The sequence below is a fragment of the Micromonospora sp. NPDC049101 genome (assembly GCF_040648675.1).
Classification (GTDB): domain Bacteria; phylum Actinomycetota; class Actinomycetes; order Mycobacteriales; family Micromonosporaceae; genus Micromonospora.
The window spans coordinates 118,660-143,436 of sequence record NZ_JBEZED010000013.1 but is presented as its reverse complement, the minus strand read 5'-3'; the positions used below and the strand labels follow the sequence as shown (position 1 = coordinate 143,436).

The window sequence follows — 24,777 nt, the reverse complement described above, 5'->3', positions numbered from 1 at the left end:
CGGCGGCGCGGTCGCGCCGGCGTTGGTGCCCGAGCGTCGACTCACACCCGACGCTTGAGCGCGCGCACCGCCAACGGCGCGAAGATCACCGCGATGCCGGAGCCCCAGAGCAGCGTCTGGAGCACCGGCCCGGCCACCGGCCCGCTGACCAGGAGCCCGCGCAGCGCGTCGGCCACCACGGTCACCGGGTTCACCTCCACCCAGCTCTGCAACCAGCCGGGCATCCGGTCGGTCGGTACGAAGATGTTGCTGGTGAAGGTCAGCGGGAAGATCACCATGAACCCGAAGATCTGCACCTTGTCCGGTTCGCTCACCAGCACGCCGACCAGCACCGAGATCCACGACGCGGCCAACGTGAACGCCAGCAGCAGCGCGAACGCCCCGACCACCCCGAACAGGCCGTTGCCGACCCGGAAACCCAGGATCGACCCGACGCCCAGCAGCAGCGCGATCGACCAGGCCTGCTTGACGGTGTCGGCGAGGATCCGGCCGGCCAACGGCGCCCACCGGGCGATGGGCAGCGCCCGGAGACGGTCGAACACGCCCTTGGTGAGGTCGTTGTTCAGCCCGAACCCGGTCGTCATCGTGGCGAACAGCGCGTTCTGCACCATGATGCCGGGCAGCATGAAGGTGAGGTATTCGCCGGACGATCCGGCGATGGCGGTGCCGAAGACGTACGTGAACAGCAGCACGAACATCACCGGCTGGATGCTGAGGTCGAGCAGCTCCATCGGGTTGTGCTTGATCTGCACCAGGCTGCGCCACGCCAGCGTGAGGGTGTGGCGCAGCCCCGCTGCCGGGCTGAGCCGGCGGGCCGGTGCCAGCGGAGCGGGGAGGGTGACGGCGGTCATGCCGGAGTCCTTTCCAGGTCGGTGTCGGCCGGGGCGTCCTCGGCCCGGTGGCCGGTGAGGGAGAGGAAGACCTCGTCCAGGCTGGCGCCGCGCAGTGCCAGCTCGGCGACCGCGATCTCGGCGGCGTCGAGGCGGCGGACCACGGCGGGCAGGACACCGGAGTCGTTCACGGCGACGGTGACGGCGTTCTGGGCCACCTCGGGGGTCGCACCGGACACCTCGCCGACGATGGCGGTCACGGTGCCCAGGTCGGTGCTGTCGGCCGGCCGCACGGTGAGGGTCTGACCACCGGTCTTGGCCTTCAGCTCCTCCGGCGTGCCCTGGGCGATCACCCGACCGTGGTCGACCACGGCGATCTCACCGGCGAGCTGGTCGGCCTCCTCCAGATATTGGGTGGTGAGCAGCACCGTCACACCGTCGGAGACCAGGGTGCGGACGATGTCCCACAGGTCGTTGCGGCTGCGCGGGTCGAGCCCGGTGGTCGGCTCGTCGAGGAAGAGCACCTGCGGCCGACCGACCAGGCTGGCGGCGAGGTCCAGCCGGCGACGCATGCCCCCGGAGAAGGTCTTGGCGGCCCGGTCGGCGGCATCACTGAGCGCGAAGTCGGCGAGGAGTTGGCGGGCACGCTGCCGGGCGTCGGCTCGGCTCAGCCCGAGCAGCCGACCGATCAGCAGCAGATTCTCCGCACCGGTGAGCGTTTCGTCGACCGAGGCGTACTGGCCGGTGAGGCCGATCAGCTGCCGCACCTGGTGCGCGTCGCGCACCACGTCGAAGCCGCCCACCGTGGCGTGCCCCTCGTCGGCGGCCAGCAGGGTGGCGAGCACCCGCACGGCGGTGGTCTTGCCGGCCCCGTTCGGCCCGAGCAGGCCGAAGACGGTCCCGGTCGGCACCGCCAGATCAACGCCGGCGAGGGCTGTGGTGGTGCCGAAACGCCGCACCAGACCCTCGGCCCGGATCGCGTAGTCCATCCCAACTCCTGTCGTCGTCAGTGGTGACACCACTGTGGGCGACAGGTCTGACATCCCGCCGTTCCCGCGCTGACGTTACGACGACACGAGCTGACATTCCGCTGATTTAGCTGCGGACAGACACGACCGCCGTCGCCCGCTGGGGGGGCGACGGCGGCGGCGGGTGCGTCTCAGGCCAGGTTCGACGACCGAGGGTACGCGTCGGTCGGGTCGGTGAGCACGTTGACCAGGTACGGCACTCCGGCGTCGAACGCCCGTTGCAGGGCCGGACCCAGGTCGGCGGCCTTCGCGACCGTCTCCCCCGCCCCGCCGAGCGCGCTGACCACCGTGTCGTAGCGCAGCTCGGGTTGCAGGTCGGCGGCCACGTCGTAGCCGTACATGGCCCGCATCGGGTGCTTCTCCAGCCCCCAGATGCCGTTGTTGCCGACGACGATCACCACCGGCAGCTTCTGGCGGACCAGCGACTCGACGTCCATCAGCGAGAAGCCCGCGGCACCGTCGCCCATCAGCACGCAGATCTGCCGATCCGGGTGGCTGACCCGGGCACCCATCGCGTAACCCATGCCGGTGCCCAGGCAGCCGTACGGGCCCGGGTCCAGCCAGGTGCCGGGCTGGGCCGGCTCCAGGTAGCGCCCGGCGTACGACACGAAGTCGCCGCCGTCGCCGATGGTGATCGCGTCCGGGGCCAGCACCCGACGCAGCTCGCCGTAGATCCGGGCGGGGCGGATCGGGTCGGTCTCGGCGGCCATCTCGGCGGCGTCCCGGGCCTTCGCCGCGTCCTCGGCGACGCGCAGGTCGGCGATCCAGTCGGTGTGGTCGGCCCGGTCGCCGGAGTGATCGGCGAGCGCGGAGAGGATCAGGCGCAGGTCGCCGGCGGGGGCGGCGGCCGGCTGCACGTGCGTCGCCCGCTGGCTGGGCGCGTCGACGATGTGCACCACCTTGGCGTCGCCGAAGTCGCCGAAGCTGAGCCGGAAGTCCAGTGGGGTGCCGACCACCACGACCACGTCGGCGCCGGACAGGGCGGCCCGGCGGGCCTTGGCGAACGCAAGCGGGTGCGTCGGCGGGAGTGAGCCGCGGCCCATGCCGTTGGTGAAGACCGGCACCTGCAACGCCTCGGCCGCCTCGCGCAGGGCGGCGACCGCGTCGCCGGCGTACACGTCGGAGCCGGCGATGATGACCGGTCGCTGTGCCCCGGCGATGAGCATCGCGGCGTGGCCGACCTCCTCCGGGTCGGGTACGACCGGGTCGACGCCCGACACCGCGGGCAGGTCGACCTCGGCGACCGAGAAGACCGTCTCCAACGGGAAGTCGAGGAAGGCCGGGCCACGGTGCGGGGTGAGGGCGGCGGTGAGCGCGGAACCCACCGCGCGCGGGATGTCGTCGGTGCTGAACACGGTCTCGGCATGCTTGGTGACCGGGGTGACCAACGGCAGGTGGTCCATCTCCTGCAGGCTGCCCGAGCCCCAGCGGAAGGCGGGCGCCCGCCCGCCGAGCACCAGCACCGGGGAGGCGTTGAAGAAGGCGCTGGTCATGCCGGAGATGCCGTTGGTGACACCGGGCCCGGCGGTGAGCACGGCGAGACCGGGGCGGCGGTGCAGCTTCGCCACCGCCTCCGCGGCGAAGACGGCGGACTGCTCGTGGCGGACGTCGTAGATCGGGAAGTCGGTCTTGTACGCGGCGTCGTACAGCGGGAAGACGTGCCCGCCGGAGAGTGTGAACATCTCCCGTACGCCGTGCGCGCGTAGTGCCGCGAGCGCCAACTCGCCGCCGTGACCCTCGATCCGCTCCGTCATCGCCGCTCCTTCTCGTCGCTCATGACCGAAGCCACACGCTACTGGCCGGTAGGCACAATGTGAACAATTCTCGGCTCGCCGTCGGGGCCAGCGGTCCGAACCGCCGGCCCCGCCCGCTCAGCGGCCGGTGAAGTCCGGCTTGCGCTTCTCGACGAAGGCCGTCATGCCCTCGCGCCGGTCGTCGGTGGCGAACAGCGCCGCGAAGAGCTGCGTCTCCCAGGCCAGGCCCGAGGTCAGGTCCATGTCCAGGCCGCCGTCGACCGCCAGCTTCGCCGCGCGCAGCGCCTGCGGGGCCCCGGTCAGGTACGGAGTGACCAGCGCGACGGCCGCGTCGTACACCTCGGCGGCCGGGACGACCCGGTCGACCAGGCCGATCCGCAGCGCCTCCTGCGCGTCCACCATCCGCCCGGACATGATCAGATCCTTGGCTCGGGCCGGGCCGACCAGGCGGGCCAGCCGCTGGGTGCCGCCCGCACCGGGGATGATGCCCAGCTTGATCTCCGGTTGGCCGAGCTTGGCGTCCTCGGCGACCACCCGCCAGTCACAGGCCAACGCCAGCTCGCAGCCGCCACCGAGGGCGTACCCGGTGATCGCGGCGACCACCGGCTTGGGGATCCGGGCGAGTGCGCCGAGCGCGCTGGACAGGTCCGGTGCCCGCTCGACCATGTCCACGTAGGACATGTCGGCCATCTGCTTGATGTCGGCACCGGCGGCGAAGACCTTCTCCCCGCCGTACACGATGACGGCGCGGACCTCGGGGTCGGCGGTGGCCGCCGTGGCGGCGGCGCGCAACTCCTCCTGCACCTGGGTGTTGAGCGCGTTCATCGGCGGCCGCTCCAGCCGGATCGTGCCGATGCCGTCCCTGGTCTCCAGCCGAACGAACTCGCCCACGGTGCCTCACTTCCTCGTTGAAGTCGCGTGCCAACCTTACGACCCCGCTCGTTGGGGTATGTAGTGTGGTGTCAGCCTCCGGGCAGGAGTGAAGCCATGGTCACTTATTACGACGACAGATCGGTGCAGGTCACCTCCACCACCTTTCGAGTCGACGGCCGCAGCTACGCGTTGACCGACATCACCATGATCTGGCACCGCCGCGGCACCCGTTCCTGGCGCGTCCTGGTGGGGCGCGGCGCGCTCGGCGCCGCACTGGCCGGTCCGCTGGTCGCCGCGGTGCTCGGCATCGCCCTGGCCGTCTGGCTGCACCGCTCGCCCACCGTGACGATCGCGATCGTCGGCGCGTCGGTGCTGGTCGGGCTGGCCGTCGGGCCGGTCGCCGACTTCCTCTTCGAATACCTGGACCGCTCGTACACCCGGGGCAGCCGCCAACTGGAGATCTGGGCCCGCTGGCGCGGCCAGCCGGTGCGGCTGCTGCGCACCGGCGACGCGTTGCGCTTCGGTCAGATCTACCGGGCGGTGCAGCGCGCGGTCGAGCACAGCCAACCGGCCCGCCCCGGCACCCGCCGCTAGCGCCCCAGGCGAGCCCGGGTCGCTGGCGGCCCGGACGCCTCCGGCGCGGGGCCAGCCACCCTCGTGCGGCGCCGACGAGTTGTCTACGGACTGTCGACGGGTTGCCTACGGGTGGTTAGGCTTAGTGATGACCCTCTATTACCGGGACGACGCGGTGCAGGTGACCTCCGAGTCGATCCGGGCGGGCGGTCACGCGATCGCCCTGTCCGACGTGACGTTCGTGTGGCACGCCCGGGGCCAGAAGACTCTCGCCGTGCGCGGCCGGGTGCTGGGTCGCGGTGTTCTGGTCCTGCTGCTCTCGCTGCCGCCGCTGGTCGCCCTGATCTGCGTCGTCTCACTGGCCTGGTCCGCACAGGACCGGGGCAACTGGCAGCTGGCGCTGATCATCCTCGCCGCCTGCGCGGTCGGGGTGGTGGTGGCGCTGCCGTTCCTGGAGATCCCGCTCGGCTGGCTGGACCGCTCCTACGAGCGCGGCAGCCACGTGCACGAGCTGTGGGTGCAGCACCACGGCCGCGAGGACCTGCTGGTGCGCACCCCGGACGCGTTGCGGTTCGGGCAGATCTACCGGGCCGTGCAGCGCGCCGTCGAACAGCACGGGGACCGTTGACGGTCGCCACCGCGACGACGCCGTCGAGCGGTTGCGGCGCGGCCGACGCACACTTGGTCCCATGGCGATCCCCCTCCCCACACCGACCGCCGTTGTCGGTCTGACCCGCTTCGCTCTCGACCAGGCGCTCGGCTCGGCCGCCTCGATGGCCGCCGTGCCCGCCCGCGCGTTCGCGGTGCTGGACGGGGTGGAGTCGCTGCTGGCCCGGATCAACGGCGTGGTGGACCGGATCGAGACGACCCTGGACCGGACCGACCAGGTGCTCACCGACGCCGAGGCGGCGGTCCGCGAGGTGGGCCTGATCAGCGCAGCCGCGACCACCGCCATCGACACGGCCACCGAGGTGGCGACGGCCGCCGCCGTGGTGGTCGCCGAAGCCGACCGGGTGTCCCGGTCGGCCGGCTCGGTGGTCGCCGAGGCCGACACGGTGGCCGGCCGGGCCGCCGCCACCGTGGGCACCGCGGCGGAGGCCGCCGCCACGGCCGCCGAGCTGCTGGCGGCGTACGAGCCGGCGTTGCGCCGGGCCGCGCCGATGGCGCGGAAGTTCGTCGAGGAGCTGAGCCACGAGGAGATCAGCGCGGCGATCCACCTGATCGACGAGTTGCCCAAGCTCAGGGAGCACCTGACGGCCGACATCCTGCCGATCCTCGCCACCCTGGATCGGGTCGGGCCCGACCTGCACGACCTGCTCGACGTGACCCGCGACCTCAAACTCGCCGTGGCCGGCATCCCCGGGTTGGGCATGCTGCGCCGCCGCGGCGAGAAGCTCGCCGACGAGTCCGTCGGCTGAGCCTTCCTGCGTTGGGGGATCAGCAGTCGCAGGTGATCGTCGCGATTGGCGCGGTCAGGTCGTCGACCGGGCGCCGGGTCAACCCGGTCTCCGTCACCACCGGCAGCCCCTCCCGCACCCAGTACTCGAACCCGCCGAGCATCTCCTTCACCGGGTAGCCGAGCCGGGCGAACTCCAGCGCCGCCCGGGTCGCGCCGTTGCAGCCCGGACCCCAGCAATAGGTCACCACCGCCGAGCCTGGCGGGATCACGTCCGCTGCCCGGCTCGCGATCTCGGCGGTGGGCAGGTGCACCGCGCCGGGAAGGTGCCCCTGCGCCCAGGCCGCCGCGCCCCGGGAGTCGACGACCATCAGGCCCGGGGTACGGGCCGACAGGGCGGCGTGCACATCACTGACGTCGGTCTCGACGCTGAGCCGATTGTGGAAGTGGGCGGCGGCGGTGGCCGGCTCGGCCGGCGGAACGGCGAATGTGAAGGTCATGCACCGATCCTCGCCGGCACGCCACCTCGGGACGAGTGGCGCGAACGACGTCCTGCGCTAACATCCCGCCATGCCGACCCGGACCAACACCACCAGCTCGCGCCCGCTGCCGACGCCCCGACGGCCAGCGGCCGCGCACCGCGTCGCCGTGCTCGCGTACCCAGGAATGTCGGTGTTCGAGACCGGCATCGTCACCGAGGTGTTCGGGCTGCCCCGACCCGAGTTCGACGTCGACTGGTACGACCTGGTGGTCTGCGCCGAGCGGCCGGGGCCGGTGCCGGTGGTCGGCGGGGCCAGCCTGCACACCCCGTACGGCCTGGCCGAGCTGGCGGAGGCGCAGACGGTGATCGTGCCCGGCGTGCCGGACGTGACCGGTGACCCGTCACCCAAGCTGGTGACCGCGCTGTGTCGGGCGCACCGACGCGGTGCCCGCATCATGTCGATCTGCTCGGGCGCGTTCGCGCTTGCCGGTGCCGGGCTGCTCGACGGCCGGCGGGCCACCACCCACTGGCGGTACGCGGAGCTGCTGGCGCGGCGTTACCCGCGGGTCGCGGTGGACCCGGACGTGCTCTATCTCGACGACGGCGATCTGCTCACCAGCGCCGGCAGCGCCGCTGGGCTGGATCTCTGCGTCTACGTGGTCCGGCGCGACCATGGCGCGGCGATCGCCAACGCGGTCGCCCGACGGCTGGTGATCCCCCCGCACCGCGACGGCGGCCAGGCCCAGTTCGTCGAGGCACCGGTGCCCGCCGACCCGGACGACGACCGAATCGCGGGCAGCATCGACTGGGCCCTCGTCCATCTCGCCGAGCCGCTGAGCGTGGCCCAGCTCGCCGGGCGGGCGCACATGTCGTCCCGCACCTACCTGCGGCACTTCGCCCGGGCCACCGGGACAAGCCCGATCCGTTGGTTGATCGACCAGCGGGTCCGCGCCAGCCTCACCCTGCTGGAGGAGACGGACGCCCCGGTCGAGCAGGTCGCCCGGACCGTGGGCTTCGACACGCCGGTCACCTACCGCCACCATTTCGGCCGGGTCATGCTGACCTCGCCGTCGGCGTACCGCCGGGCCTTCCGCACCGGCGCGACCGGCGCGCTCAGGCCGACGTAGCGCGGGCGCGCTCAGGCCGGCGCGTACAGCTCGTCGATCTCGGCGCGCCGGGGCAGCGCCACCGAGGCACCGAGCTTGCGGACGCAGGCCGCGCCGGCCGCCGACGCCCAGCGCACGGCGTCGACCAGGTCGCGCCCCTCGCCCCAGCCGACGGCCAGCGCGGCGGTGAACGCGTCACCCGCGGCGGTGGAGTCGACCACGTCGACCCGTACCGCCGGCACGTGCACGTGGGTGCCGTCCCGGTCGACGTACCAGGCGCCCTCGCCGCCCAGAGTGAGCACGGCCCGGGGGGTCAGGGCGAGCAGCGCCCGGGGGTCCTCCCGACCTCGGCCGGCCAGTGCCTGCGCCTCGCCCTCGTTGACGACGAGCACGTCCACCGCGGCGAGCAGCTCGGGCGGGAGGTCCCGGGCCGGGGCGGCGTTCAGGATGACCCGGGTGCCGGCGGCGCGGGCGGCCACCGCGGCGGCCGTCACGGTGCGCACCGGGATCTCCAGTTGGGCGACCAGGACGTCCGCCTCGCGCACCGTGGCCAGCTCCTCCTCGGCGAGGTCGACCAGGGTGTCGTTGGCGCCGGGGGTCACCATGATGGCGTTCTCACCCTGGGCGTTGACCATGACCAGCGCGACGCCGGAGGTGCCGTAGACCACGCGCAGCTGGCTGGTGTCCACCCCGGCGGCGGTGATGCGGGCCTTCAGGGTGACGCCGAAGGCGTCCGAGCCGATCGCGCCGAGGAAGGCGCAGGAGGCGCCGGCCCGGACGGCGGCGATGGCCTGGTTGGCGCCCTTGCCGCCGGGCACCATCACGAAGTCGGTGCCGAGCGTGGTCTCACCCACCCGGGGCAGCGCGGGTGCCATCGCGACCAGGTCCATGTTGGCGCTGCCCACCACGGCGACCCGGGTCTGCGGCACTGTCGTCTCCGCCCTGTCCCGACGCTCAGGCGGCCCGCGCGGTGTAACGGTCGCCCGACCGTTCGACAACCAGTGGCAGGCCGAAGGTCTTGGAGAGGTTGTCGCCGGTCAACGTCTCGGCGAGCAGACCCTGGGCGACCACCCCACCCTCGCGCAGCAGCAACGCGTGGGTGAACCCCGGCGGGATCTCCTCCACGTGGTGGGTGACGAGCACCATCGCCGGCGCGTCCGGGTCGTGGGCCAGCTCGGCCAGGCGGGCGACCAGGTCCTCGCGACCACCCAGGTCGAGCCCGGCGGCGGGCTCGTCGAGCAGCAGCAGCTCCGGGTCGGTCATCAGGGCACGGGCGATCTGCACCCGCTTGCGCTCACCCTCGGAGAGGGTGCCGTAGCGGCGTTCGGCGAGACCACCGACGCCGAGCTGGCTCAGCAGTGCCAGCGCCCGCGCCTCGTCGCCACGGTCGTAGTTCTCCCGCCAGCGGCCGACCACCGACCACGCGGCGGTCACCACCACGTCGCTGACCCGCTCGTCGGCGGGCAGCCGCTCGGCGAGCGCGGCGGTGGTGAGCCCGATCCGGGTCCGCAGCTCGTTGACGTCGGTGCGGCCGATCCGCTCGCCGAGCACGTGCGCGACACCGGTGGTCGGGTGCAGCCGGCCCGAGGCGAGGTTGAGCAGGGTGGTCTTGCCGGCACCGTTGGAGCCGAGCACCACCCACCGCTCGTCCAACTCGACGCGCCAGGTCAGGTCCTGCAGGAGGGCGGTGCCGGACCGGCGTACACCGACGCCGGCCAGGCTGACCACCAGATCCGGGTCCACAGGCGCGGCGCCGGCAGCGTCGGGGATCAGGTCACCAGTCACCGCACCATCCAACCACGCAGCGACGCGGCGCCCCCCATGGGCGGCGCCTCGGCCATAGGGTGAAGCGCCGTGTCGTTGATCACCACACCCGGAGGACGGCTGATGCCCCGTCGAGGTACGGAGCCGCGCGGATGAGCGCGGTCATCGAGATCGAGGGTCTGCGCAAGACCTTCCACAGCCTGCGTAACGGGCGGCGGGTGGCGGTGGACGGGTTCGACCTGCTGGTCGAGGCGGGCCAGGTCCACGGTTTCCTGGGGCCCAACGGCTCCGGCAAGACCACCACCCTGCGGGCCCTGCTCGGGCTGGTACGCGCCGACGGCGGGCGGATGACCGTGCTCGGCGCGCCGTCGCCGCAGCTGCTGCCCCAGGTGGCGGGCCAGGTCGGCGCGATCGTCGAGAGCCCGCAGTTCTTCGGCAACTTCACCGGGTACCGCACGCTGCGGCTGTTGGCCCGTGCCGGCGGGGTGCCGATCTCGCGGGTGGACGAGGCACTGGATCTGGTGGGGCTGGGCGACCGGGGCGACGAGCGGGTGAAGGGCTACTCGCTGGGCATGAAGCAGCGCCTCGCGGTGGCGTCCGCGCTGTTGAAGGACCCACGGTTGCTGATCCTGGACGAGCCGGCGAACGGGCTGGACCCGGCGGGGATCCGGGAGATGCGGGACCTGATGCGATCGCTGGCGGCCAACGGGGTGACCGTGCTGGTGTCCAGTCACATCCTGGGCGAGATCCAGTTGATCTGCGACCACGTCACGATCATTTCGCGGGGGCGTCGGGTGGCGGCCGGCCGGGTGGACGAGGTGCTGGCGGGCCATGACCGGCACGAGTTCCTGGTACGGGTGGCCGAGCCGGAGCGCGCGGCCGAGTTGTTGCACGCGGCCGAGCTGACGGCTGTCGTCGACGGCGGGGCGCTGGTGGTGAGTGGCGTGGCTGACCCGACGGTGATCAGCCGGGTGCTCGGCGAGCAGGGGCTGTGGGTGGGCGAGCTGACGCCGCTTCGGCCGGATCTGGAGAGCGTCTTCCTGGAGCTGACCGGTGCGAACGCGCAGCCGCCGGTGCCCCGGCAGGTCGACGGCTCGGCGCTGCCGGCCGGCGGCCAGGGCGAAGCTGTGATTGACCTCGATCGGGGAGTGGACGCGTGAACCTGGTTCGTGCCGAGTTTGAGCGGCTGTCCGCCCGTCGCTTCGTGCAGCTCATGGTCGTCCTGTTGGCGTTGGCGTTCGCCGTGACGGCGGCGACCACCCTGGCTGGTTCCCACAAACCGAGCGCGAGCGAGATGGAATCGGCGCGGCAGCAGGCCACCGAGGCGCGGCAGAGCATGGAGGCCGCGCACCAGGAGTGCCTGGCCCGTCGGAGCGGCTCGTTCCAGGGTGAGGACACCGGCCGGTACCTCCCCACCGACTGTTCGGAGATCGACCCGGTGCGGCAGGAGCGGCTGCCGATCGCCGCCGACTTCCTGCCGGGGGTGTTCAGCTTCGCCCAGCAGGCGCGGCCGCTGCTCTACTTCCTCATCGCGTTCCTGGTGCTGTTCGGTTTCCTGGTCGGCGCCTCCTACATCGGCGCCGACCTGAACTCGGGCGGCGTGGTGAACCTGCTGCTCTGGCGACCACGCCGGTTGACGGTGCTCGGGGCCAAGTTGGGCACCCTGCTCGGCACGGTGTTGGTCCTGGCGCTGCTGGCGTCGGTGGCCTACCTGGCCACGTTCTGGGTGATCGGGCAGACCGCCGGGTTGCCCGGCCGGTTGGACGGGGACTTCTGGCGTTCGCTGGGCGCGGTGCACGGCCGCGGCCTGGTACTGGTGCTGTTGGCCAGCGCGGCGGGCTTCGCCATCGCCACGCTGGGTCGGCACACCTCGGCGGCGCTCGGCGCGCTCGCCGCGTACGTGGTGGTCTGGGAGTTGGGCGCCCGGCTGGTCCTGGAGATCATCGACGCCCCACAATCGGACCTGATCATGCTCTCCAGCCACATCGGGGCGTGGCTCAACGGCGAGGCGCGTTTCTACGACGCACGGATCTGCCGCGGCGACAGCGCTGGCTCCTACTGCGAGGCGTTCTACACGCTGACCTGGTTGCCGTCGCTGTTGGTGCTGCTCGTGATCACCGGCGGGCTGACCGCGGCGGCGTTCGCCGTGTTCCGCCGACGCGACCTGATCTGAGGGTTCGGCGGCCTGCCCGGGGAGTCGCGGGCAGGCCGCCGAACCAGGACCTCGACGGCAATGGCTTGCAGCCTGCTGGCCGGCGATGAAATATTCCTTCACATGACCGGCGCAGCGGGCTCAGCCGACGGTGGAGCCGAACACCTCGTCGCGTACCGCGTCCAGGGCGGTGCGCAGCGCGCCGTGCAGGATCGGCTCCTCGGTCAGCCCGGTGGGCACCACCCGTGGCCGGACCAGGGTGATCGCCGCGACCTCGTGCTGCACCCGCTCGGCGAGGGCGGCGCCGCCGGCCTGGCCCACCTCGCCGGCGAGCACGACCAACGGCGGGTCGAGGACCACGCAGGTGCTGGCCACGCCGAGCGCGAGCCGGCGAGCCAGCTCGTCGAGCATCGGGCCACCATCGGCGCCGGCCGCGACTGCCGCACGCACCGCCTCGGCGGCGTCGGTGTCCGGGTAGCCGTGCTCGCGGGCCACCGCGCGCACCGAGTCCGCGCCGACGAGCTGCTGGAAGGCGGGCTTGGCGCGACGGGAGACGTCACGCGGGATGGGCGCGCCGGGCACCGGCAGGTAGCCGATCTCACCGGCCGCGCCACTGCTGCCGTGGTGCAACCGCCCACCCAGCATGATCGCCAGGCCCACGCCGGCACCCACCCAGACCAGCACGAAGTCCGCCAACCCCTGGGCGGCGCCGGACTGTGCCTCGGCCACCGCGGCCAGGTTGACGTCGTTCTCGAAGACCACCGGGGTGTGCAGGTCGTCCCGCAGGGCGGCGAGCAGGCCGCTGTGCCAGCGCGGCAGGTTGAAGGCGAAGGTGATGTCGCCGGTGCCGGGGTCGACCAGGCCAGGGGTGCCGAGCACGATCCGCCGTACGCTGCTCAACTGCGCGTGGGCGCTGCTGGCGGCCTGCACCACGGCGTTGTGCACGACGCCCACCGGGTCGTCGGTGTCCCGGGTCGACTGTTCCACCCGGCCGATGACCGCACCGGTGATGTCGGCACACGCCGCCACCACCCGGTCCGGCCCGACGTCCACGCCGACCACGTGCGCGCTGCCCGGGCTGACCGCGTAGAGCTGGGCGTTCGGCCCCCGCCCGCCGGCCTGCTCGCCGACTCGCGTGACGAGACCGCGCTCCTCCAACCGCTCGACCAACTGCGAGGCGGTGACCTTCGACAGCCCGGTCAGCTCGCCGAGCCGGGCCCTGGTCAGCGGGCCGCGTTCGAGGAGCAGTTCCAGTGCCGCACGGTCGTTGAGCGCCCGCAACAGGCGGGGGGTGCCGGGCAGCCGGGTCGCACTCATGACACGTCCTCTAGTTTTAGTAAACTTTGCTAACTGTAAACCGACCTGCGAACGGGTAGCCGTAGCGTATCGGCCACCCGCAGGCGGGGCGCTCCGCCGATTCGGCAGGGCGAACACCACCACCGGTACGACGTTTCGTACCCGCTGGGGCACCGAAGGGGGAGATCACGTGGGGCTGGATCCAGGACTGCGCCGGCTGGCGCTGGGCACGCTGCTCGCCGCGTACCCGGGACCGGTCCCGCCGGACTGGGCTGTCGACCTGCTGGCCGACGGGCTGGCCGGGCACACCCTGTTCGGGACCAACGTGCACGACCCCGCCCAGGTGGCGGCGAGCACCGCGGCGCTGCGCGCCGGCCGCCCGGACGTGTTGATCGCCATCGACGAGGAGGGTGGCGACGTGACCCGGCTGGCGCATGCCACCGGCAGCCCGTACCCCGGAAACGCCGCCCTCGGCGCGATCGGCGACGTGGCGCTCACCCGACGCGTCTACCGGTCGATCGGCGCCGAGCTGGCGGCGCTCGGCATCACCGTCAACCTCGCCCCGACCGTCGACGTCAACACCGCCGACGAGAACCCGGTGATCGGCACCCGGTCCTTCGGCGCGGATCCGGTGCGGGTGGCCGCCCACTCGGCCGCCGCCGTGACCGGGTTGCAGGCCGCCGGCGTGGCCGCCTGCGCGAAGCACTTCCCCGGGCACGGTGCCACCGTCACCGACTCGCACCACCAGCTGCCCACCGTGGACGCTCCACTGAGCCTGCTCCGCCAGCGGGACCTGCCGCCGTTCGCGGCGGTCGTCGCCGCCGGTGCGCGCGCCGTGATGACCGCACACATCCGGGTGCCGTCGCTGACCGGCACCGATCCGGCCACCTTCAGCCGGGCCGTCCTGGTCGACCTGCTCCGCACCGACCTCGGCTTCACCGGCGCCGTGATCACCGACGCGTTGGAGATGAAGGGCGCCGCGGTGGCGGCCGGCGGGGTCGGGCCGGCCGCGGTCCGCGCCCTGGCCGCCGGGGCCGACCTGCTCTGCATCGGCGCGCGGGTCGACGCCGCGCTTGTCGAGCGGGTGGCCGCCGAGATCGTCGACGCCCTCACCGACGGTCGGCTGGCGACCGCCCGGGTCGAGCAGGCGGCCGGCCGCGCCGCCGAGCTCGCCGCCTGGACCCGGGCCGCCGGCGGGTCGCCGGCCATCGGCGACACCGAGCTGGGGTACGCGGCAGCGCGGCGGGCCCTGCGGGTGGACGGCGTGCTCACCGGCCTGGACCGGCCACTCGTGGTGCAGTTGCACACCGAGTCGACGATCGCCGAGGGTCGGGTGCCGTGGGGCCTCGGCCCGCACCTGGCCGGCGTGCCGGAGATCCGCGTGATCGCCACCGAGACCGACCCGGCGCAGTTGCGCGGGCTGGCCGGTGACCGACCCATCGTGCTGGTGGGGCGGCACCTGCACCGGCTGCCCGGCGGCCCGGAGCTGGTCACCGGGCTGGCCGCCCAGCATCCGGTGACCGTGGTGGAGATGGGCTGGCCGGCACAGTGGCGCCCGGCGGGTGTGCGCGCCTTCGTCACCACGTACGGCGCGAGCCACGCCAACGGCCGGGCGGCGGCCGAGGCGCTCGGTCTGACCGGCTGAACCACGGCGTTCTCCGGCCGGGCCCCCGCGGCTCGGCCGGAGGACGCGCTCCGACACCGCAGTGTCCACAGTCACGTGTCGGCCCTTCTTGAACATGTTCAACATTCGCCCTAGGCTGACGACGTCGGTAGTTGAACACGTTCAAGAAGGGCGTCCACATGGACACCAAGGTCTGGATGTACGTGATCTACCTGGCGGTCAGCATCGGCCTGACCATCTGGGTGGCTCGGGCGCTGTCGCGCAACGGGCTGGTCTTCCTGGAGGAGGTGTTCGCCGAGGAACGACTCGCCCAAGCGGTCAACAGTCTCCTCGTCGTCGGCTTCTACCTGCTCAACCTCGGCTACGTCACGGTGGCGATGAGGCACTCCGACCCGGTGCTCTCGACAAGCCAGGCGATGGAGGAACTGTCCCTCAAGATCGGCTTGGTGCTGCTGGTGCTCGGCGCGCTGCACTTCTTCAACGTCTTCGCACTGGGTCGCTACCGCCGAAACCGCCTGCGCCAGCTCGCCACCCATCCCCCGATCGCCCCGATCGGCCGACTCCCCATGCAGCCCGCCCCGGCCGGGCCGCAGTTGGTCGGCGCGTACCCGGGCGGACCGCACCCGACCGGCGGGTACCCGACCGGACCACAGCAGGCCGGACCACAGCAGGCCGGACCACAGCAGGCCGGACCACAGCAGGCCGGTCCGCAGCCCGGCGCCGGCCCGGCGAACAACCCGCCGACCCGATGACCGTGCCACCGGCCGATGACGGCGGTCGGCTCCCGGATCCCACCGCTCACTCCGGCGGTGGGATCCGGGGGTTCACCGTCCTGTTCGACGCGGCCTGCCCGCTCTGCCGCGCCGCCCGCCGCTGGCTGTCGTCCCGCGCCCAACTCGTACCCCTGGAGTTCGTGCCGGCCGGGTCGGCCGAGGCCCGGCGGCGCTTCCCCGGCCTGGACCACGACGCGACGCTGCGCGACCTCACCGTGATCGCCGACAGCGGTGAGGTGTACGCGGGCGACGGCGCCTGGTTCGCCTGCCTGTGGGCGTTGGCCGACCATCGGTCCACGGCCGAGCGGCTGGCCCGACCGCACCTGCTGCCCCTCGCCCGACAGGCGGTGGCCACCGCCTCGGCGATCCGGGAGCGGGTCCGCGACCCGTGGGCCGAGCCGACCGACGACCTGGCGGGATACGGTGGCCACGATGACCGAACAGCCTGCGCAGACGACCACTGCGGGTGACCCAGCCACAGCCCGGGGCGAGCAGACCCGGCAGCTGATCCGGGACACCGCGATGCGACTGTTCCGCGAGCGTGGTTACGCCCAGACCACCATGCGGGCGATCGCGCAGGAGGCCGGCGTGGCGGTCGGCAACGCCTACTACTACTTCGGCTCCAAGGACCACCTGATCCAGGAGTTCTACGCCCAGTCCCAGGCCGCGCACCGGGCGGCCGCACAGCCGGTGCTGGATCGGGAGGAGGCGTTCGGCGCCCGGCTGGCCGGAGTACTGCACGCCGGGATCGACGTGCAGACGCCGTCGCACGCGTTCGCGGCGACCTTCTTCAAGACGGCGGCCGAGCCCACCTCCCCGCTGAGCCCCTTCTCCGCGGAGTCCTCCGGTCCCCGACAGGCGGCCATCGACCTCTTCGCCGAGGTGTTGACGGGCTCGACGGCAAAGGTCGACGCTGAGCTTCGCCCACAACTACCCGAGTTGCTCTGGCTCGCGTACATGGGCGTGATCCTCTACTGGGTGCACGATCGATCGCCGGGGCAGACCAAGACCCGTCAGCTGATCGACGGGGTCGTACCACTGATCGACCGGCTCGTGGCGCTGTCCCGGCTCCGGGTCCTCCGGCCGGTGACCCGCCAGGTGCTGGACCTGATTCGCACGCTCCGTCACTGACCCGGCCGGCACCTACCGGCCGGCGAAGAAGCAGGTCAAGTCCACTTTTCGACACTCCGAGCGGACAGCATCAGCCTTGCCCCGAGCCTGTTCGATACGTAGCGTGATCGCCACGTAGCGGCTCGCCCACACGGCGGGGCCGCCACACCCGGAACCGGGGCCTGGGGAGAGGTCGCGGACCGTGGATCCGGCCCGGGATCCACGGTCCGCTCGCGCCCGTCGTCGCTCAGCGCGGATAGACCCCGTACGCGCGCCAGCCCCGGTCCGGGAAACCTGCCGCGTCGGCGACCCGGGCGGAGGCGAGATTGTCCCGCTCGTGCAGGTAGGTCGGCACCGCCCCCTCGTCGAGGACCCGTCGCGCCGCCTGTGCCACGAGTCGGCGGGCGAGGCCGCGACCCCGGGCGGCCGGCGCGGTGCCGACGGCCAACTCGTGCCCGTACGCGTCGTGCCGTTTGATCCCGGCACCGGCCAGGTAGGTGCCGTCCGGGTCGCGGACCACCAGCACCGGCCGGTCGAAGAGCCGCAGCCAGGGCGGCAGCCCGGGGCTCGTGGAGGCGGTCCACTCCCCCACGTCGGGCAGTGGCGCGGGGGCCGTACTCCAGCGGAAGGGGCCGTCGTGCACGCACCAGTCGGGCCGCCCCACGGCCTGCGGCAGTGCGGCGAGGAACCGGTCCGGGGTACGGCGGACCAGGGCACGGATCGCCGCCACCCGCTCCGGCGCCACGGAGAGCACGCCGCTTCGCCCGGTGTCCACGGCGAGCGCGGGGCGCAGCCTGCCGTCCCAGGCCGGTGTGGCCCGTCGGTGCGACGCGACCACGTGCAGCCCCGCCCCGCCCGGCCACTGGCCGAGCCAGGTGGCCAGGTGTAGCTGGACCCGCCGGTCGAGCATGTGCACCTCCGGTGTCGCCCCACCCGTCGTGGATCACCGTACGCCGGGCCGCCCGGCCGGGCGGACGATCCCTCCGGGCCGGGCGGGCGCGCCGACCTGGTGCGGCAATCGACCGTCATATCTATTTTTCAACCTGGACACCTTTGTTTGGGACGGTAGGGCAATGCCGAATGAGCCTTACCACCACCAGCAGGACCGCGAGCGACTCTGGCTCACCGCGGGGACCGCTGGCGGCATCCCGCCCCAGCCGCGCTACCGCAACCCCCGGGCGATCGGCGGTAGCGCACTGTCCTGGGCCGGGCTGAACAAGCTGGCCGTCGGGAGTTCCGGTCGGCACCGGCTGAACACGCACTGACTCGCCGGTCGACCGGCAGCCCCCGTTCGGCGACACACCGGGGAGGTCCAGCGCGGGCTTTCGCACACCTGTCGGGTAATTTCTTGTGGTCCGGCATCCCGGCCTACGACAGGAGAAGCTCCGCGCATGGGCAAGAAGACGATCCACGTCTCCGACTTCACCGGCACGGTTCTGCAGCAGGACGACGAGGTGGTGCGCGTCGTCGTGCTGGAGCACCCGGACCTGGTCGCCGGGCCCGTGCAGTTGGACGCCACCCCGGGCGAGGTCGAGCACATCGACGACGCCGCCCTCGACGTGGCGGTGGTGGAGATCCACGACCGGCACGGCGGCGGCGAGCCGCGTCGGGTGGTGTTGACGGCCAGCGAGTTCGACGCGATGGCCACCGACGTGCCGATGGCGCAGCTGTTGCGGACGGCCGAGCGGGTCCGCCCACCGAAGGCCCGCAAGAGCGCCGAGAAGATCGACTACAGCACGCTTGAGCACGCCGGCAGGCCGCACCGGGGCCGGGTCACCGAGGAGGAGGCCCGACTGGTGCGCGAGCAGCTCGACGAGGTCAACAAGCGCCTCGCCGACGCGGGCGTGCGCCAGATCGACCCGGCCGATCCGGAGCACGCCCTGCGTTACGGCTTTCCCGAGGCACCCTGACCCCGGGTCCTCACTTCCGCTGCGCCGTGAACGCCGCGAGCGCGGCGGCCAGGTCGGCCTCGACAGTCGCCTTCGCCAGGCCGAGATCGGTGAGCACGCCGGTGCCGTCCTCCTGCTCCAGCAGGGCCAGCAGGATGTGTTCGGTGCCGATGTAGTTGTGCCCGAGGCGCAGCGCCTCCCGGAAGGTCAACTCCAACGCCTTCTTGCCGCGCGCGTCGTACGGGATGAGGTCCGGGACCTGCTCGGCCGGCGGCGGCAGGACTGCGGCGACCTTCTCCCGCACCACCTCGGCGGTGGCGCCGCGGCCGGCCATCACCGTGGCGGCCAGTCCCTCCGGCTCGGCCAGCAGGCCCAGCACCAGGTGCTCGGGGCGGATCTCGGCGCTGCCGCTGGTGCGGGCCTCCTCCTGGGAGGACATCACCACGTTGCGGGCCCGGGGGGTGAACCGGCCGAAGGATTCGTTCGGGTCGAGCGGCGACCCGTCGGTGGCCTTCGGCACGAAGCGTTTCTGGGCGGCCTGCTTGGTGACCCCCATGCTGCGGCCGATGTCGGTCCAGGAGGCACCCGAGCGGCGCGCCTGGTCGACGAAGTGCCCGATCAGGTGGTCGGCGACCTCGCCGAGGTGATCGGCGGCGATGACCGCGTCGGTGAGCTGGTCGAGCGCGTCGGTGTGCGCCTTCTTGATCGCCTGGATCAGGTCGTCGAGCTTGACGGTGTTGCTCATCTGGAGAGGATCTGTCATGCGTCAACCATAAGTTGACGATCTCCTTGCGTCAACCCCGAGTTGACGACCGTCGGCCCAGTCGCATCGGCTGGCCCGGATACGGTGGGCTCCGGTCGAGCGGCGGGAAGGGCGGTCATGCGGCTGCACGTGGGGTGCGCGATGTGGAGCCACCGGTCGTGGTCGGGGCACCTGCTGCCGCCGACAGAGCGTCTGCGGCACTACGCCAGCTGGTGCGACGCCGTGGAGGGCAACACGACGTTCTACGCGACGCCCGCCCGGGACACCGTCTCGTCGTGGGCCGCCCAGACGGATCCCGACTTCCGGTTCGTCCTCAAACTTCCGAAGGTCATCACCCACCAACGCCGGCTCACCGACGTCGGCGAACCGCTGCACGCCTTCCTGGACGCGATCGAGCCGCTCGGCCCGCGCGTACACGCCCTCTGGATCCAACTGCCCGGCTCGTTCGCCCCCACCGACGTCGCGACCCTGCGCCGGTTCCTGGGCCAACTCCCGCAGTCGCACCGGTACGCGGTGGAGGTCCGCCATCCCGCGTTCTTCGGCGACGCCCACGCGGCCCGGCTGCTGGAGGCGACCCTCGCCGTCGCGTCCGCCGAGTGGGTCCCCTTCGACACGACCGCCTTCTTCGCGAGCCCACCCACCAGCGACGCGGAGCGGGACGCCTGGACCAAGAAGCCGCGGGTGCCGCTCCGGTCGCTCGCGTTGACCGATCGTCCGATCGTCCGCTACCTCGGCCGGGACGACTCGGCCCGCACCGTCGAGGGGTGGCAGCGCTGGATCGACGTCACCGTGGCCTGGCTACGGGAGGGGCGCTCGCCGACGATGTTCGTGCACACCCCGGACAACGCCGACGCGCCGGTGCTCGCGCGGCGCTTCCACGACGAGGTACGAGCACGCGTACCCGAACTCGACGCGCTGCCCGAGCCGATCCCGGTCGAGCCGCTGACGCTGTTCTGACCCGAGCGGTCAGCACTGCTCGCCGAGCAGGTCGTCGAGGTGGGTCGCCGTGCTGATCAGGGACAGGTGGCTGAACGCCTGCGGGAAGTTGCCGATCTGCGCACCCGACGGGGAGATCTCCTCGGCGTAGAGACCGAGCGGGTTGCTGTAGGTGAGCATCTTCTCGAAGGTCAACCGCGCGTCGTCGAGCCGACCGGCCTGGGCGAGCGCCTGGACGTACCAGAAGGTGCACATGTTGAAGGTGCCCTCGGTGCCGGCCAGGCCGTCCGGCGAGGCCTTCGGGTCGTAGCGGTAGACCAGGCTGTCGGAGACCAGTTCGGTGTCCATCGCCCGCAGCGTCGACTCCCACATCGGGTCGGTCGGTGAGATGAAGTTCAGCCCGGGCATCGCCAGGAGCGAGGCGTCCAGGATGTCGGACCGGTAGTGCTGCACGAACGCCTGTCGCTCCTGGTTGAACCCACGGGTCATGACCTGCTCGTAGATGGCGTCGCGTTCGGCGGCCCAGCGGGCGGTGTCACCGGGGCGCCCTCGGCGGTGCGCGATGCGGATGGCACGGTCGAGTGCGACCCAGGACAACACCCGCCCGTAGGTGAAGTCCTGCCGGCCGGAGCGGGTCTCCCAGATGCCGTCCTCGGGTTGGTCCCAGTGCGCGCAGAGCCAGTCCATCAACCCGGCCGTCTTACGCCAACCCTGGTACGGCGGGATCAGCCCGTTGCGGTCGGCCAGTTCCAACGAGAGGAGCGCCTCGCCGTAGATGTCGAGTTGCAGTTGGCCCGCCGCACCGTTTCCGATGCGCACCGGGGCCGAACCGCGGTACCCCTCCAGGTGATCCAGCACCTCCTCCGGCAGGTCCGGTGAGCCGTCGATCCGGTACATGACCTGCAGCGGAATGTCACCGTCACTGGCCGCACGAATACGCGCGTCGAGCCAGAGCAGATACTTCTGGGCCTCGTCGGTGAAGCCCAGGCGCAGCAGCGCGTGCACCGAGAAGGACGCGTCCCGGACCCAGGTGTAGCGGTAGTCCCAGTTGCGCTGCCCGCCGATCTGCTCCGGCAGACCCGCGGTGGGTGCGGCGACCAGGGCACCGGTCGGCGCGTACGTCATCAGTTTGAGCGTGATCGCCGACCGCTCGACCACCTCCCGCCAGCGACCCGTGTAGCGGGAACCACCCACCCACCGCCGCCAGTAGTCGCGGGTCTGGGCGAGCAGGTCGCACGCCTGGTCGGTGGTGAGCGCCCGGGGCGCGTGCGGGCAGGCGGTCTCCAGGACCACCCCGCCGATGTCGCCCTGCCGCAGGGTGAACGACGCGGACACCCCGTCGGCGTCCCGCCGGATGTCCCTGGCGTTGAACACCCGTTCCACGTTCTTGAAGGGAGCGAGGGTGAGGGTCAGCGTCCGGCTTCGGAAGACGTCACCCTCGGGGTGCACCTCAAGGGTGTACGGATCGCGCCCGTAGTTGAACCGGGGCCGGCAGTCGAAGCGGAACCGCATGCTCCCCCGGACCATCCGGACCAGCCGGACCAGCACGTGCCGCTCGGTGGCGCGGGCACCGGTGACGGGCATGAAGTCCAACAGCTCCGCGACGCCGTCGGCGCTGTGGAAGCGGGTGATCAGGATCGGCGTACCGGGCAGGTAGAGCTGTTTGCTCAGGTAGTCGACGCCGTCGGGCGACAGCTGGAAGTGGCCGCCCCGGTGGCGGTCCAACAGCGCGGCGAAAACGCTCGGGGAGTCGAACCGCGGCGCACAGAACCAGTCGACAGTGCCGTCCGTGCTGATCAGCGCCGCGGTCTGCAGGTCACCGATCAGGCCGTGTTCCTCCACCGCCGGGTAGGTCGTCGCCACGCTGCCCCCGCATTCGTCGAGCCAACGGCGGCGACTACCCGGGAATTGATGACCTACACCCGCGATTGCGGAACCGTACCTTCCGCAATCGTCGCTAGCGTCGACACCGAACACATTGCGGAGAGGACACCTGATGAGCCTGCGAGGATTTGCCACACTCAACATCTGGGCGGACGACGTGGAGGCGGCCACCACGTGGTATGCGGAATTCCTCGGCGTCGAGGCGTACTTCATGCGCCCGGGGCCCGACGGACGCCCGGCCTACACCGAGTTCCGGATCGGTGACTACCAGGCGGAGCTGGGCATCATCGACCGCAAGTTCGGCCCGCCCAACGCCGCGACGGGGCCCGGGGGCGTGGTCATGCACTGGTACGTCGACGACCTCGACGCCACAGTCAAGCGTCTGCTGGCGCTGGGTGCCACGGAGTACCAGCCGATCACCCCGCACGGGGACGAGGGGTTCATCACCGCGTCGGTCGTCGACCCGTTCGGCAACGTGCTGGGCGTCATGAAGAACCCGCACTACGAAGAGATCCTGGCCTCGCTGAAGGGCAGCTGAGGTGGAGGTGCTCGACTTTCCCGACGCGGCGGCGTGGGAGGCGTGGCTGGCCACCCAGCACGACGTACGCGACGAGGCGTGGCTACGGATCGCCAAGGCAGCGCACCGCCACCACCCCGCCTGACCTCCTGGCCGCGCTGTCCGCCGATCCCCGCGCGAACGCCGCGTTCGAGCGGCTCGGCCGATCCGCCCAGTATGCCGTGATCCTGCCGGTGCTCAAGGCCCGCACTCCGGAGACCCGGGCGAAGGTGCTGGCCCGGGAGGTCGCGCGACTGACCGGGTAGTGACGGCGGACGGTGGGCCGGCTCAGCTCCATGCGGTCCGGTCCACCGTCCGCCGCAGTAACGCTGCCGCCTCGTCGGCGTGCAACCCGCTCGCGATGAGCAGGTCGTAGGTGGCCGTACGAAACTCACCCGCGGCGATCATCCCCGAGTAGCCCAGCCGGTGGGTGTGTGGACGGGTGGGATCCGGCGCGGCCTTCCCCTGCGCCTTCCCGACCAACTCGACAGCGGTCAGGATCTGTTGGCGCGCCTCCCGCGGCTCCGCCCGCACGCGGGAGGTGGTGCGTTTCAGCGTCTGCACGCTGTCGGCCAGCAGGTCGATGGCCGCCGCGAACTCCTCCGGTAGCGGCTCATCCTCGCGGAGAGCCATGGCGAGTCTCCTCGCGACGGCCCGACAGCCGTAGAGGCTGCGCTCGAGATGTCGGACGGCCTCGGTGTACCGGGCCAGGGATCTGCGTTGGCGCCACCGTAGTGGCGCCAGTCGCACCACTTCCTGGGCAGCCCCGAGACCTTCGTCCAACGCGGTCATCCGCGATCCAAGAACCCGCAGACCGCTGAGACTCTGCTCGACCTCCCGAAGGTCCCTGCGACGCAGCGCCGTGGCCAGGTTGTGCAGGGCGTCGATGGTCGGATCAAGGACCGGTTCGGCCAGCCGCTGCACCGTCCGCTGCGGGTGGATGGGCACCAGCAGCAGGCCGACCGCCAGACCGATCAGCCCGCCAACCGCGGCGTCGACGAAGCGCGGCACGGACAGTTCGCGTACCGGCGGTTCCAGGGTGGCGATGAGCACCGCGGTGCCGCCGGCCTGGGTGAGCAGGGATCCGCCGCCCTTGAGCAGCACGGCGACGATGATCGCCAAGACGACGACCACGCCGGTCTGCCAGGCTCCGATGCCGAACAGCGGCATGAGCGCGTCACCGACGGCGAGGCCGAGAATCACCCCGACCAGCAGCTCGACGGTGCGCCGCAGGCGCGAGCCCATCGAGGCGGCCACGATGCCGACCGCGGTGGTGGGCGCCAGCACCGGGGCGGGGTTGTCCAGGAACTGGGCTCCCACGAACCAGGCGAGCGCCGCCGCGATGCCGGCCTGCACGGCGAGCAGCCCGAAGAGGCGGAACCGCCAGGCGCGGGCGCGCAGTGCGTGCCGTACCCGCTCACGCAGGCCGGCCGCCGCGCGGGACGCCCCGCTCGGTTGTGGGCCGAGGTCGGCCACGGGCTCCTGCTTCGCGGGCATTCGCGCCGCTTACCCGCCGACGGCGGACCTATCCGGCAAACCGGGTGGGTGACCCGGTCAGTGGGCGGGATTGGGTGTGTGCGGGAGTTTGCCGAGTTGGCGCCAGTTCGTCTCGGCGACCTCGACGTCGTAGTGCTTGGCTGCGGCGAGGATGTTCTGGAAGGCCAGGTCCCGGTCCTCGTCGGTGACGCCCTGCACCTGGTCGAAGCGGGCGATGGCGTTGCGGACGTGGCCCGCGTCGGTCATCGGTTCCTTGCGTTCACGAGGGAACGCGAAGACGGTCTCCGGCAGCTCGCGCTTGTCCTTGCTCGACAGGCCGCCGTGCTTCTCGTGGGGCTTCCAGGTCGACTTCATCACCCCGCATTACCCGCACGCTGTCCGCCAGCACCTCTCCGGCGGACATTTTCCGGTCCCGCCAACCCGACCAGAGCGGGCGGAGCACCCACCGTCGACCTCGACGGCGGGTGCCCCGCCACCTGGGCGCGGAGCGAT

Annotated in this window: 29 protein-coding genes; 16 read left to right on the top strand and 13 right to left on the bottom strand. The window is 72.0% G+C overall.

What is annotated here, in order from left to right:
- Positions 1–41: 41 nt before the first annotated feature.
- The 4 genes from AB0B57_RS19710 to AB0B57_RS19695 all read right to left on the bottom strand — a co-directional run bounded on the left by AB0B57_RS19710 (position 42) and on the right by AB0B57_RS19695 (position 4,503).
- On the bottom strand, positions 42–851 hold the full coding sequence (locus tag AB0B57_RS19710) for an ABC transporter permease (RefSeq protein ID WP_357071375.1): 810 nt from the start codon (positions 849–851) through the stop codon (positions 42–44).
- On the bottom strand, positions 848–1,819 hold the full coding sequence (locus AB0B57_RS19705) for an ATP-binding cassette domain-containing protein (protein ID WP_357071372.1): 972 nt from the start codon (positions 1,817–1,819) through the stop codon (positions 848–850). Before AB0B57_RS19705 ends, AB0B57_RS19710 begins: the two co-directional genes overlap by 4 nt.
- A 170-nt stretch (positions 1,820–1,989) precedes the next feature.
- Entirely contained in the window at positions 1,990–3,612 is a 1,623-nt protein-coding gene (locus AB0B57_RS19700) for an acetolactate synthase (RefSeq protein WP_357071370.1), read from the bottom strand.
- A gap of 117 nt (positions 3,613–3,729) precedes the next feature.
- The gene (locus AB0B57_RS19695) at positions 3,730–4,503 is read right to left on the bottom strand and encodes an enoyl-CoA hydratase-related protein (protein WP_357071367.1); all 774 of its coding nucleotides are present in this window, start codon (positions 4,501–4,503) and stop codon (positions 3,730–3,732) included.
- Between the two features lie 96 nt (positions 4,504–4,599).
- Here AB0B57_RS19695 and AB0B57_RS19690 point away from each other — a divergent pair, with 96 nt between their 5' ends.
- From AB0B57_RS19690 to AB0B57_RS19680, 3 genes are all read left to right on the top strand, one after another.
- Entirely contained in the window at positions 4,600–5,079 is a 480-nt protein-coding gene (locus tag AB0B57_RS19690) for a DUF6232 family protein (protein ID WP_357071365.1), read from the top strand.
- 127 nt (positions 5,080–5,206) lie between these two features.
- A complete protein-coding gene (locus AB0B57_RS19685; RefSeq protein ID WP_357071362.1) occupies positions 5,207–5,686 on the top strand; it encodes a DUF6232 family protein in 480 nt (159 codons plus the stop codon).
- A 61-nt stretch (positions 5,687–5,747) separates the two neighbouring features.
- Positions 5,748–6,476 carry a hypothetical protein gene (locus AB0B57_RS19680; RefSeq protein ID WP_357071359.1) on the top strand — a complete coding sequence of 243 codons (729 nt, stop codon included), beginning with the start codon at positions 5,748–5,750 and terminating at the stop codon, positions 6,474–6,476.
- 19 nt (positions 6,477–6,495) lie between these two features.
- On the opposite strand, the gene AB0B57_RS19675 is transcribed toward AB0B57_RS19680, so the two are convergent.
- Positions 6,496–6,954, bottom strand: a complete 459-nt coding sequence (locus AB0B57_RS19675) for a rhodanese-like domain-containing protein (RefSeq protein WP_357071356.1) — start codon at positions 6,952–6,954, stop codon at positions 6,496–6,498.
- 70 nt (positions 6,955–7,024) lie between these two features.
- Here AB0B57_RS19675 and ftrA point away from each other — a divergent pair, with 70 nt between their 5' ends.
- Positions 7,025–8,062 carry a transcriptional regulator FtrA gene (ftrA, locus tag AB0B57_RS19670; RefSeq protein ID WP_357071353.1) on the top strand — a complete coding sequence of 346 codons (1,038 nt, stop codon included), beginning with the start codon at positions 7,025–7,027 and terminating at the stop codon, positions 8,060–8,062.
- 11 nt (positions 8,063–8,073) lie between these two features.
- Here ftrA and AB0B57_RS19665 read toward each other — a convergent pair whose 3' ends face one another.
- Both AB0B57_RS19665 and AB0B57_RS19660 read right to left on the bottom strand, forming a co-directional pair.
- A complete protein-coding gene (locus AB0B57_RS19665) occupies positions 8,074–8,970 on the bottom strand; it encodes a ribokinase (RefSeq protein WP_357071350.1) in 897 nt (298 codons plus the stop codon).
- Between the two features lie 25 nt (positions 8,971–8,995).
- A complete protein-coding gene (locus AB0B57_RS19660; protein WP_357071347.1) occupies positions 8,996–9,826 on the bottom strand; it encodes an ABC transporter ATP-binding protein in 831 nt (276 codons plus the stop codon).
- Positions 9,827–9,957: 131 nt separating this feature from the next.
- On the opposite strand from AB0B57_RS19660, the gene AB0B57_RS19655 reads away from it, so the two are divergent.
- Both AB0B57_RS19655 and AB0B57_RS19650 read left to right on the top strand, forming a co-directional pair.
- Positions 9,958–10,965: an ATP-binding cassette domain-containing protein gene (locus AB0B57_RS19655; protein WP_357071344.1), complete on the top strand. Its 1,008-nt coding sequence runs from the start codon at positions 9,958–9,960 to the stop codon at positions 10,963–10,965.
- The gene (locus tag AB0B57_RS19650) at positions 10,962–11,978 is read left to right on the top strand and encodes an ABC transporter permease subunit (protein WP_357071341.1); all 1,017 of its coding nucleotides are present in this window, start codon (positions 10,962–10,964) and stop codon (positions 11,976–11,978) included. The genes AB0B57_RS19655 and AB0B57_RS19650 overlap by 4 nt, the downstream gene beginning before the upstream one ends.
- Before the next feature lie 120 nt (positions 11,979–12,098).
- Here AB0B57_RS19650 and AB0B57_RS19645 read toward each other — a convergent pair whose 3' ends face one another.
- Complete coding sequence (locus tag AB0B57_RS19645; protein ID WP_357071338.1) at positions 12,099–13,274, bottom strand: ROK family transcriptional regulator; 1,176 nt, start codon at positions 13,272–13,274, stop codon at positions 12,099–12,101.
- 169 nt (positions 13,275–13,443) lie between these two features.
- Between AB0B57_RS19645 and AB0B57_RS19640 the strand changes: the two genes are divergently transcribed.
- From AB0B57_RS19640 to AB0B57_RS19625, 4 genes are all read left to right on the top strand, one after another.
- Entirely contained in the window at positions 13,444–14,898 is a 1,455-nt protein-coding gene (locus tag AB0B57_RS19640) for a glycoside hydrolase family 3 N-terminal domain-containing protein (protein WP_357071335.1), read from the top strand.
- A 158-nt stretch (positions 14,899–15,056) separates the two neighbouring features.
- Positions 15,057–15,629 (top strand): hypothetical protein, encoded by a 573-nt coding sequence (locus AB0B57_RS19635; RefSeq protein ID WP_357071332.1) that lies wholly within the window; start codon positions 15,057–15,059, stop codon positions 15,627–15,629.
- Complete coding sequence (locus tag AB0B57_RS19630; protein ID WP_357071330.1) at positions 15,626–16,120, top strand: DCC1-like thiol-disulfide oxidoreductase family protein; 495 nt, start codon at positions 15,626–15,628, stop codon at positions 16,118–16,120. The genes AB0B57_RS19635 and AB0B57_RS19630 overlap by 4 nt, the downstream gene beginning before the upstream one ends.
- The gene (locus AB0B57_RS19625) at positions 16,083–16,781 is read left to right on the top strand and encodes a TetR family transcriptional regulator (protein WP_357071327.1); all 699 of its coding nucleotides are present in this window, start codon (positions 16,083–16,085) and stop codon (positions 16,779–16,781) included. The genes AB0B57_RS19630 and AB0B57_RS19625 overlap by 38 nt, the downstream gene beginning before the upstream one ends.
- 226 nt (positions 16,782–17,007) lie before the next feature.
- Here AB0B57_RS19625 and AB0B57_RS19620 read toward each other — a convergent pair whose 3' ends face one another.
- A complete protein-coding gene (locus AB0B57_RS19620) occupies positions 17,008–17,670 on the bottom strand; it encodes a GNAT family N-acetyltransferase (RefSeq protein WP_357071324.1) in 663 nt (220 codons plus the stop codon).
- 163 nt (positions 17,671–17,833) lie between these two features.
- On the opposite strand from AB0B57_RS19620, the gene AB0B57_RS19615 reads away from it, so the two are divergent.
- Complete coding sequence (locus tag AB0B57_RS19615) at positions 17,834–18,025, top strand: DNA repair protein (protein WP_357071321.1); 192 nt, start codon at positions 17,834–17,836, stop codon at positions 18,023–18,025.
- Between the two features lie 126 nt (positions 18,026–18,151).
- On the top strand, positions 18,152–18,670 hold the full coding sequence (locus AB0B57_RS19610; protein ID WP_357071317.1) for a hypothetical protein: 519 nt from the start codon (positions 18,152–18,154) through the stop codon (positions 18,668–18,670).
- Between the two features lie 10 nt (positions 18,671–18,680).
- On the opposite strand, the gene AB0B57_RS19605 is transcribed toward AB0B57_RS19610, so the two are convergent.
- A complete protein-coding gene (locus AB0B57_RS19605) occupies positions 18,681–19,412 on the bottom strand; it encodes a Clp protease N-terminal domain-containing protein (RefSeq protein ID WP_357071314.1) in 732 nt (243 codons plus the stop codon).
- A gap of 141 nt (positions 19,413–19,553) precedes the next feature.
- On the opposite strand from AB0B57_RS19605, the gene AB0B57_RS19600 reads away from it, so the two are divergent.
- Entirely contained in the window at positions 19,554–20,369 is an 816-nt protein-coding gene (locus AB0B57_RS19600; protein WP_357071600.1) for a DUF72 domain-containing protein, read from the top strand.
- A gap of 9 nt (positions 20,370–20,378) precedes the next feature.
- On the opposite strand, the gene AB0B57_RS19595 is transcribed toward AB0B57_RS19600, so the two are convergent.
- Positions 20,379–22,376, bottom strand: a complete 1,998-nt coding sequence (locus tag AB0B57_RS19595) for a glycoside hydrolase family 15 protein (protein ID WP_357071312.1) — start codon at positions 22,374–22,376, stop codon at positions 20,379–20,381.
- Between AB0B57_RS19595 and AB0B57_RS19590 the strand changes: the two genes are divergently transcribed.
- From AB0B57_RS19590 to AB0B57_RS19580, 3 genes are read left to right on the top strand one after another with little or no spacing between them, the layout of a single operon-like run.
- Positions 22,345–22,770, top strand: coding sequence for a VOC family protein (locus tag AB0B57_RS19590; RefSeq protein WP_357071309.1), 426 nt, complete (start codon positions 22,345–22,347; stop codon positions 22,768–22,770). The genes AB0B57_RS19595 and AB0B57_RS19590 overlap by 32 nt on opposite strands.
- A gap of 1 nt (position 22,771) precedes the next feature.
- Positions 22,772–22,894, top strand: coding sequence for a hypothetical protein (locus AB0B57_RS19585; protein ID WP_357071306.1), 123 nt, complete (start codon positions 22,772–22,774; stop codon positions 22,892–22,894).
- A gap of 4 nt (positions 22,895–22,898) precedes the next feature.
- The gene (locus AB0B57_RS19580) at positions 22,899–23,054 is read left to right on the top strand and encodes a YdeI/OmpD-associated family protein (RefSeq protein ID WP_357071597.1); all 156 of its coding nucleotides are present in this window, start codon (positions 22,899–22,901) and stop codon (positions 23,052–23,054) included.
- 22 nt (positions 23,055–23,076) lie between these two features.
- On the opposite strand, the gene AB0B57_RS19575 is transcribed toward AB0B57_RS19580, so the two are convergent.
- Together AB0B57_RS19575 and AB0B57_RS19570 are read right to left on the bottom strand one after the other, a co-directional pair.
- Positions 23,077–24,285 carry an FUSC family protein gene (locus tag AB0B57_RS19575; protein ID WP_357071303.1) on the bottom strand — a complete coding sequence of 403 codons (1,209 nt, stop codon included), beginning with the start codon at positions 24,283–24,285 and terminating at the stop codon, positions 23,077–23,079.
- A gap of 57 nt (positions 24,286–24,342) precedes the next feature.
- Complete coding sequence (locus AB0B57_RS19570) at positions 24,343–24,639, bottom strand: DUF6582 domain-containing protein (RefSeq protein ID WP_357071300.1); 297 nt, start codon at positions 24,637–24,639, stop codon at positions 24,343–24,345.
- Positions 24,640–24,777: the final 138 nt, after the last annotated feature.

Bases quoted from the DNA above. Each gene is read 5' to 3' on its own strand.
- AB0B57_RS19710 (WP_357071375.1), bottom strand. From the start codon at position 851: ATGACCGCCGTCACCCTCCCCGCTCCGCTGGCACCGGCCCGCCGGCTC.
- AB0B57_RS19705 (WP_357071372.1), bottom strand. From the start codon at position 1,819: ATGGACTACGCGATCCGGGCCGAGGGTCTGGTGCGGCGTTTCGGCACC.
- AB0B57_RS19700 (WP_357071370.1), bottom strand. From the start codon at position 3,612: ATGACGGAGCGGATCGAGGGTCACGGCGGCGAGTTGGCGCTCGCGGCA.
- AB0B57_RS19690 (WP_357071365.1), top strand. From the start codon at position 4,600: ATGGTCACTTATTACGACGACAGATCGGTGCAGGTCACCTCCACCACC.
- AB0B57_RS19685 (WP_357071362.1), top strand. From the start codon at position 5,207: ATGACCCTCTATTACCGGGACGACGCGGTGCAGGTGACCTCCGAGTCG.
- AB0B57_RS19680 (WP_357071359.1), top strand. From the start codon at position 5,748: ATGGCGATCCCCCTCCCCACACCGACCGCCGTTGTCGGTCTGACCCGC.
- AB0B57_RS19675 (WP_357071356.1), bottom strand. From the start codon at position 6,954: ATGACCTTCACATTCGCCGTTCCGCCGGCCGAGCCGGCCACCGCCGCC.
- ftrA (WP_357071353.1), top strand. From the start codon at position 7,025: ATGCCGACCCGGACCAACACCACCAGCTCGCGCCCGCTGCCGACGCCC.
- AB0B57_RS19655 (WP_357071344.1), top strand. From the start codon at position 9,958: ATGAGCGCGGTCATCGAGATCGAGGGTCTGCGCAAGACCTTCCACAGC.
- AB0B57_RS19645 (WP_357071338.1), bottom strand. From the start codon at position 13,274: ATGAGTGCGACCCGGCTGCCCGGCACCCCCCGCCTGTTGCGGGCGCTC.
- AB0B57_RS19635 (WP_357071332.1), top strand. From the start codon at position 15,057: ATGGACACCAAGGTCTGGATGTACGTGATCTACCTGGCGGTCAGCATC.
- AB0B57_RS19630 (WP_357071330.1), top strand. From the start codon at position 15,626: ATGACCGTGCCACCGGCCGATGACGGCGGTCGGCTCCCGGATCCCACC.
- AB0B57_RS19625 (WP_357071327.1), top strand. From the start codon at position 16,083: ATGACCGAACAGCCTGCGCAGACGACCACTGCGGGTGACCCAGCCACA.
- AB0B57_RS19620 (WP_357071324.1), bottom strand. From the start codon at position 17,670: ATGCTCGACCGGCGGGTCCAGCTACACCTGGCCACCTGGCTCGGCCAG.
- AB0B57_RS19615 (WP_357071321.1), top strand. From the start codon at position 17,834: ATGCCGAATGAGCCTTACCACCACCAGCAGGACCGCGAGCGACTCTGG.
- AB0B57_RS19610 (WP_357071317.1), top strand. From the start codon at position 18,152: ATGGGCAAGAAGACGATCCACGTCTCCGACTTCACCGGCACGGTTCTG.
- AB0B57_RS19605 (WP_357071314.1), bottom strand. From the start codon at position 19,412: ATGACAGATCCTCTCCAGATGAGCAACACCGTCAAGCTCGACGACCTG.
- AB0B57_RS19600 (WP_357071600.1), top strand. From the start codon at position 19,554: ATGTGGAGCCACCGGTCGTGGTCGGGGCACCTGCTGCCGCCGACAGAG.
- AB0B57_RS19590 (WP_357071309.1), top strand. From the start codon at position 22,345: ATGAGCCTGCGAGGATTTGCCACACTCAACATCTGGGCGGACGACGTG.
- AB0B57_RS19595 (WP_357071312.1), bottom strand. From the start codon at position 22,376: ATGTTGAGTGTGGCAAATCCTCGCAGGCTCATCAGGTGTCCTCTCCGC.
- AB0B57_RS19575 (WP_357071303.1), bottom strand. From the start codon at position 24,285: ATGCCCGCGAAGCAGGAGCCCGTGGCCGACCTCGGCCCACAACCGAGC.
- AB0B57_RS19570 (WP_357071300.1), bottom strand. From the start codon at position 24,639: ATGAAGTCGACCTGGAAGCCCCACGAGAAGCACGGCGGCCTGTCGAGC.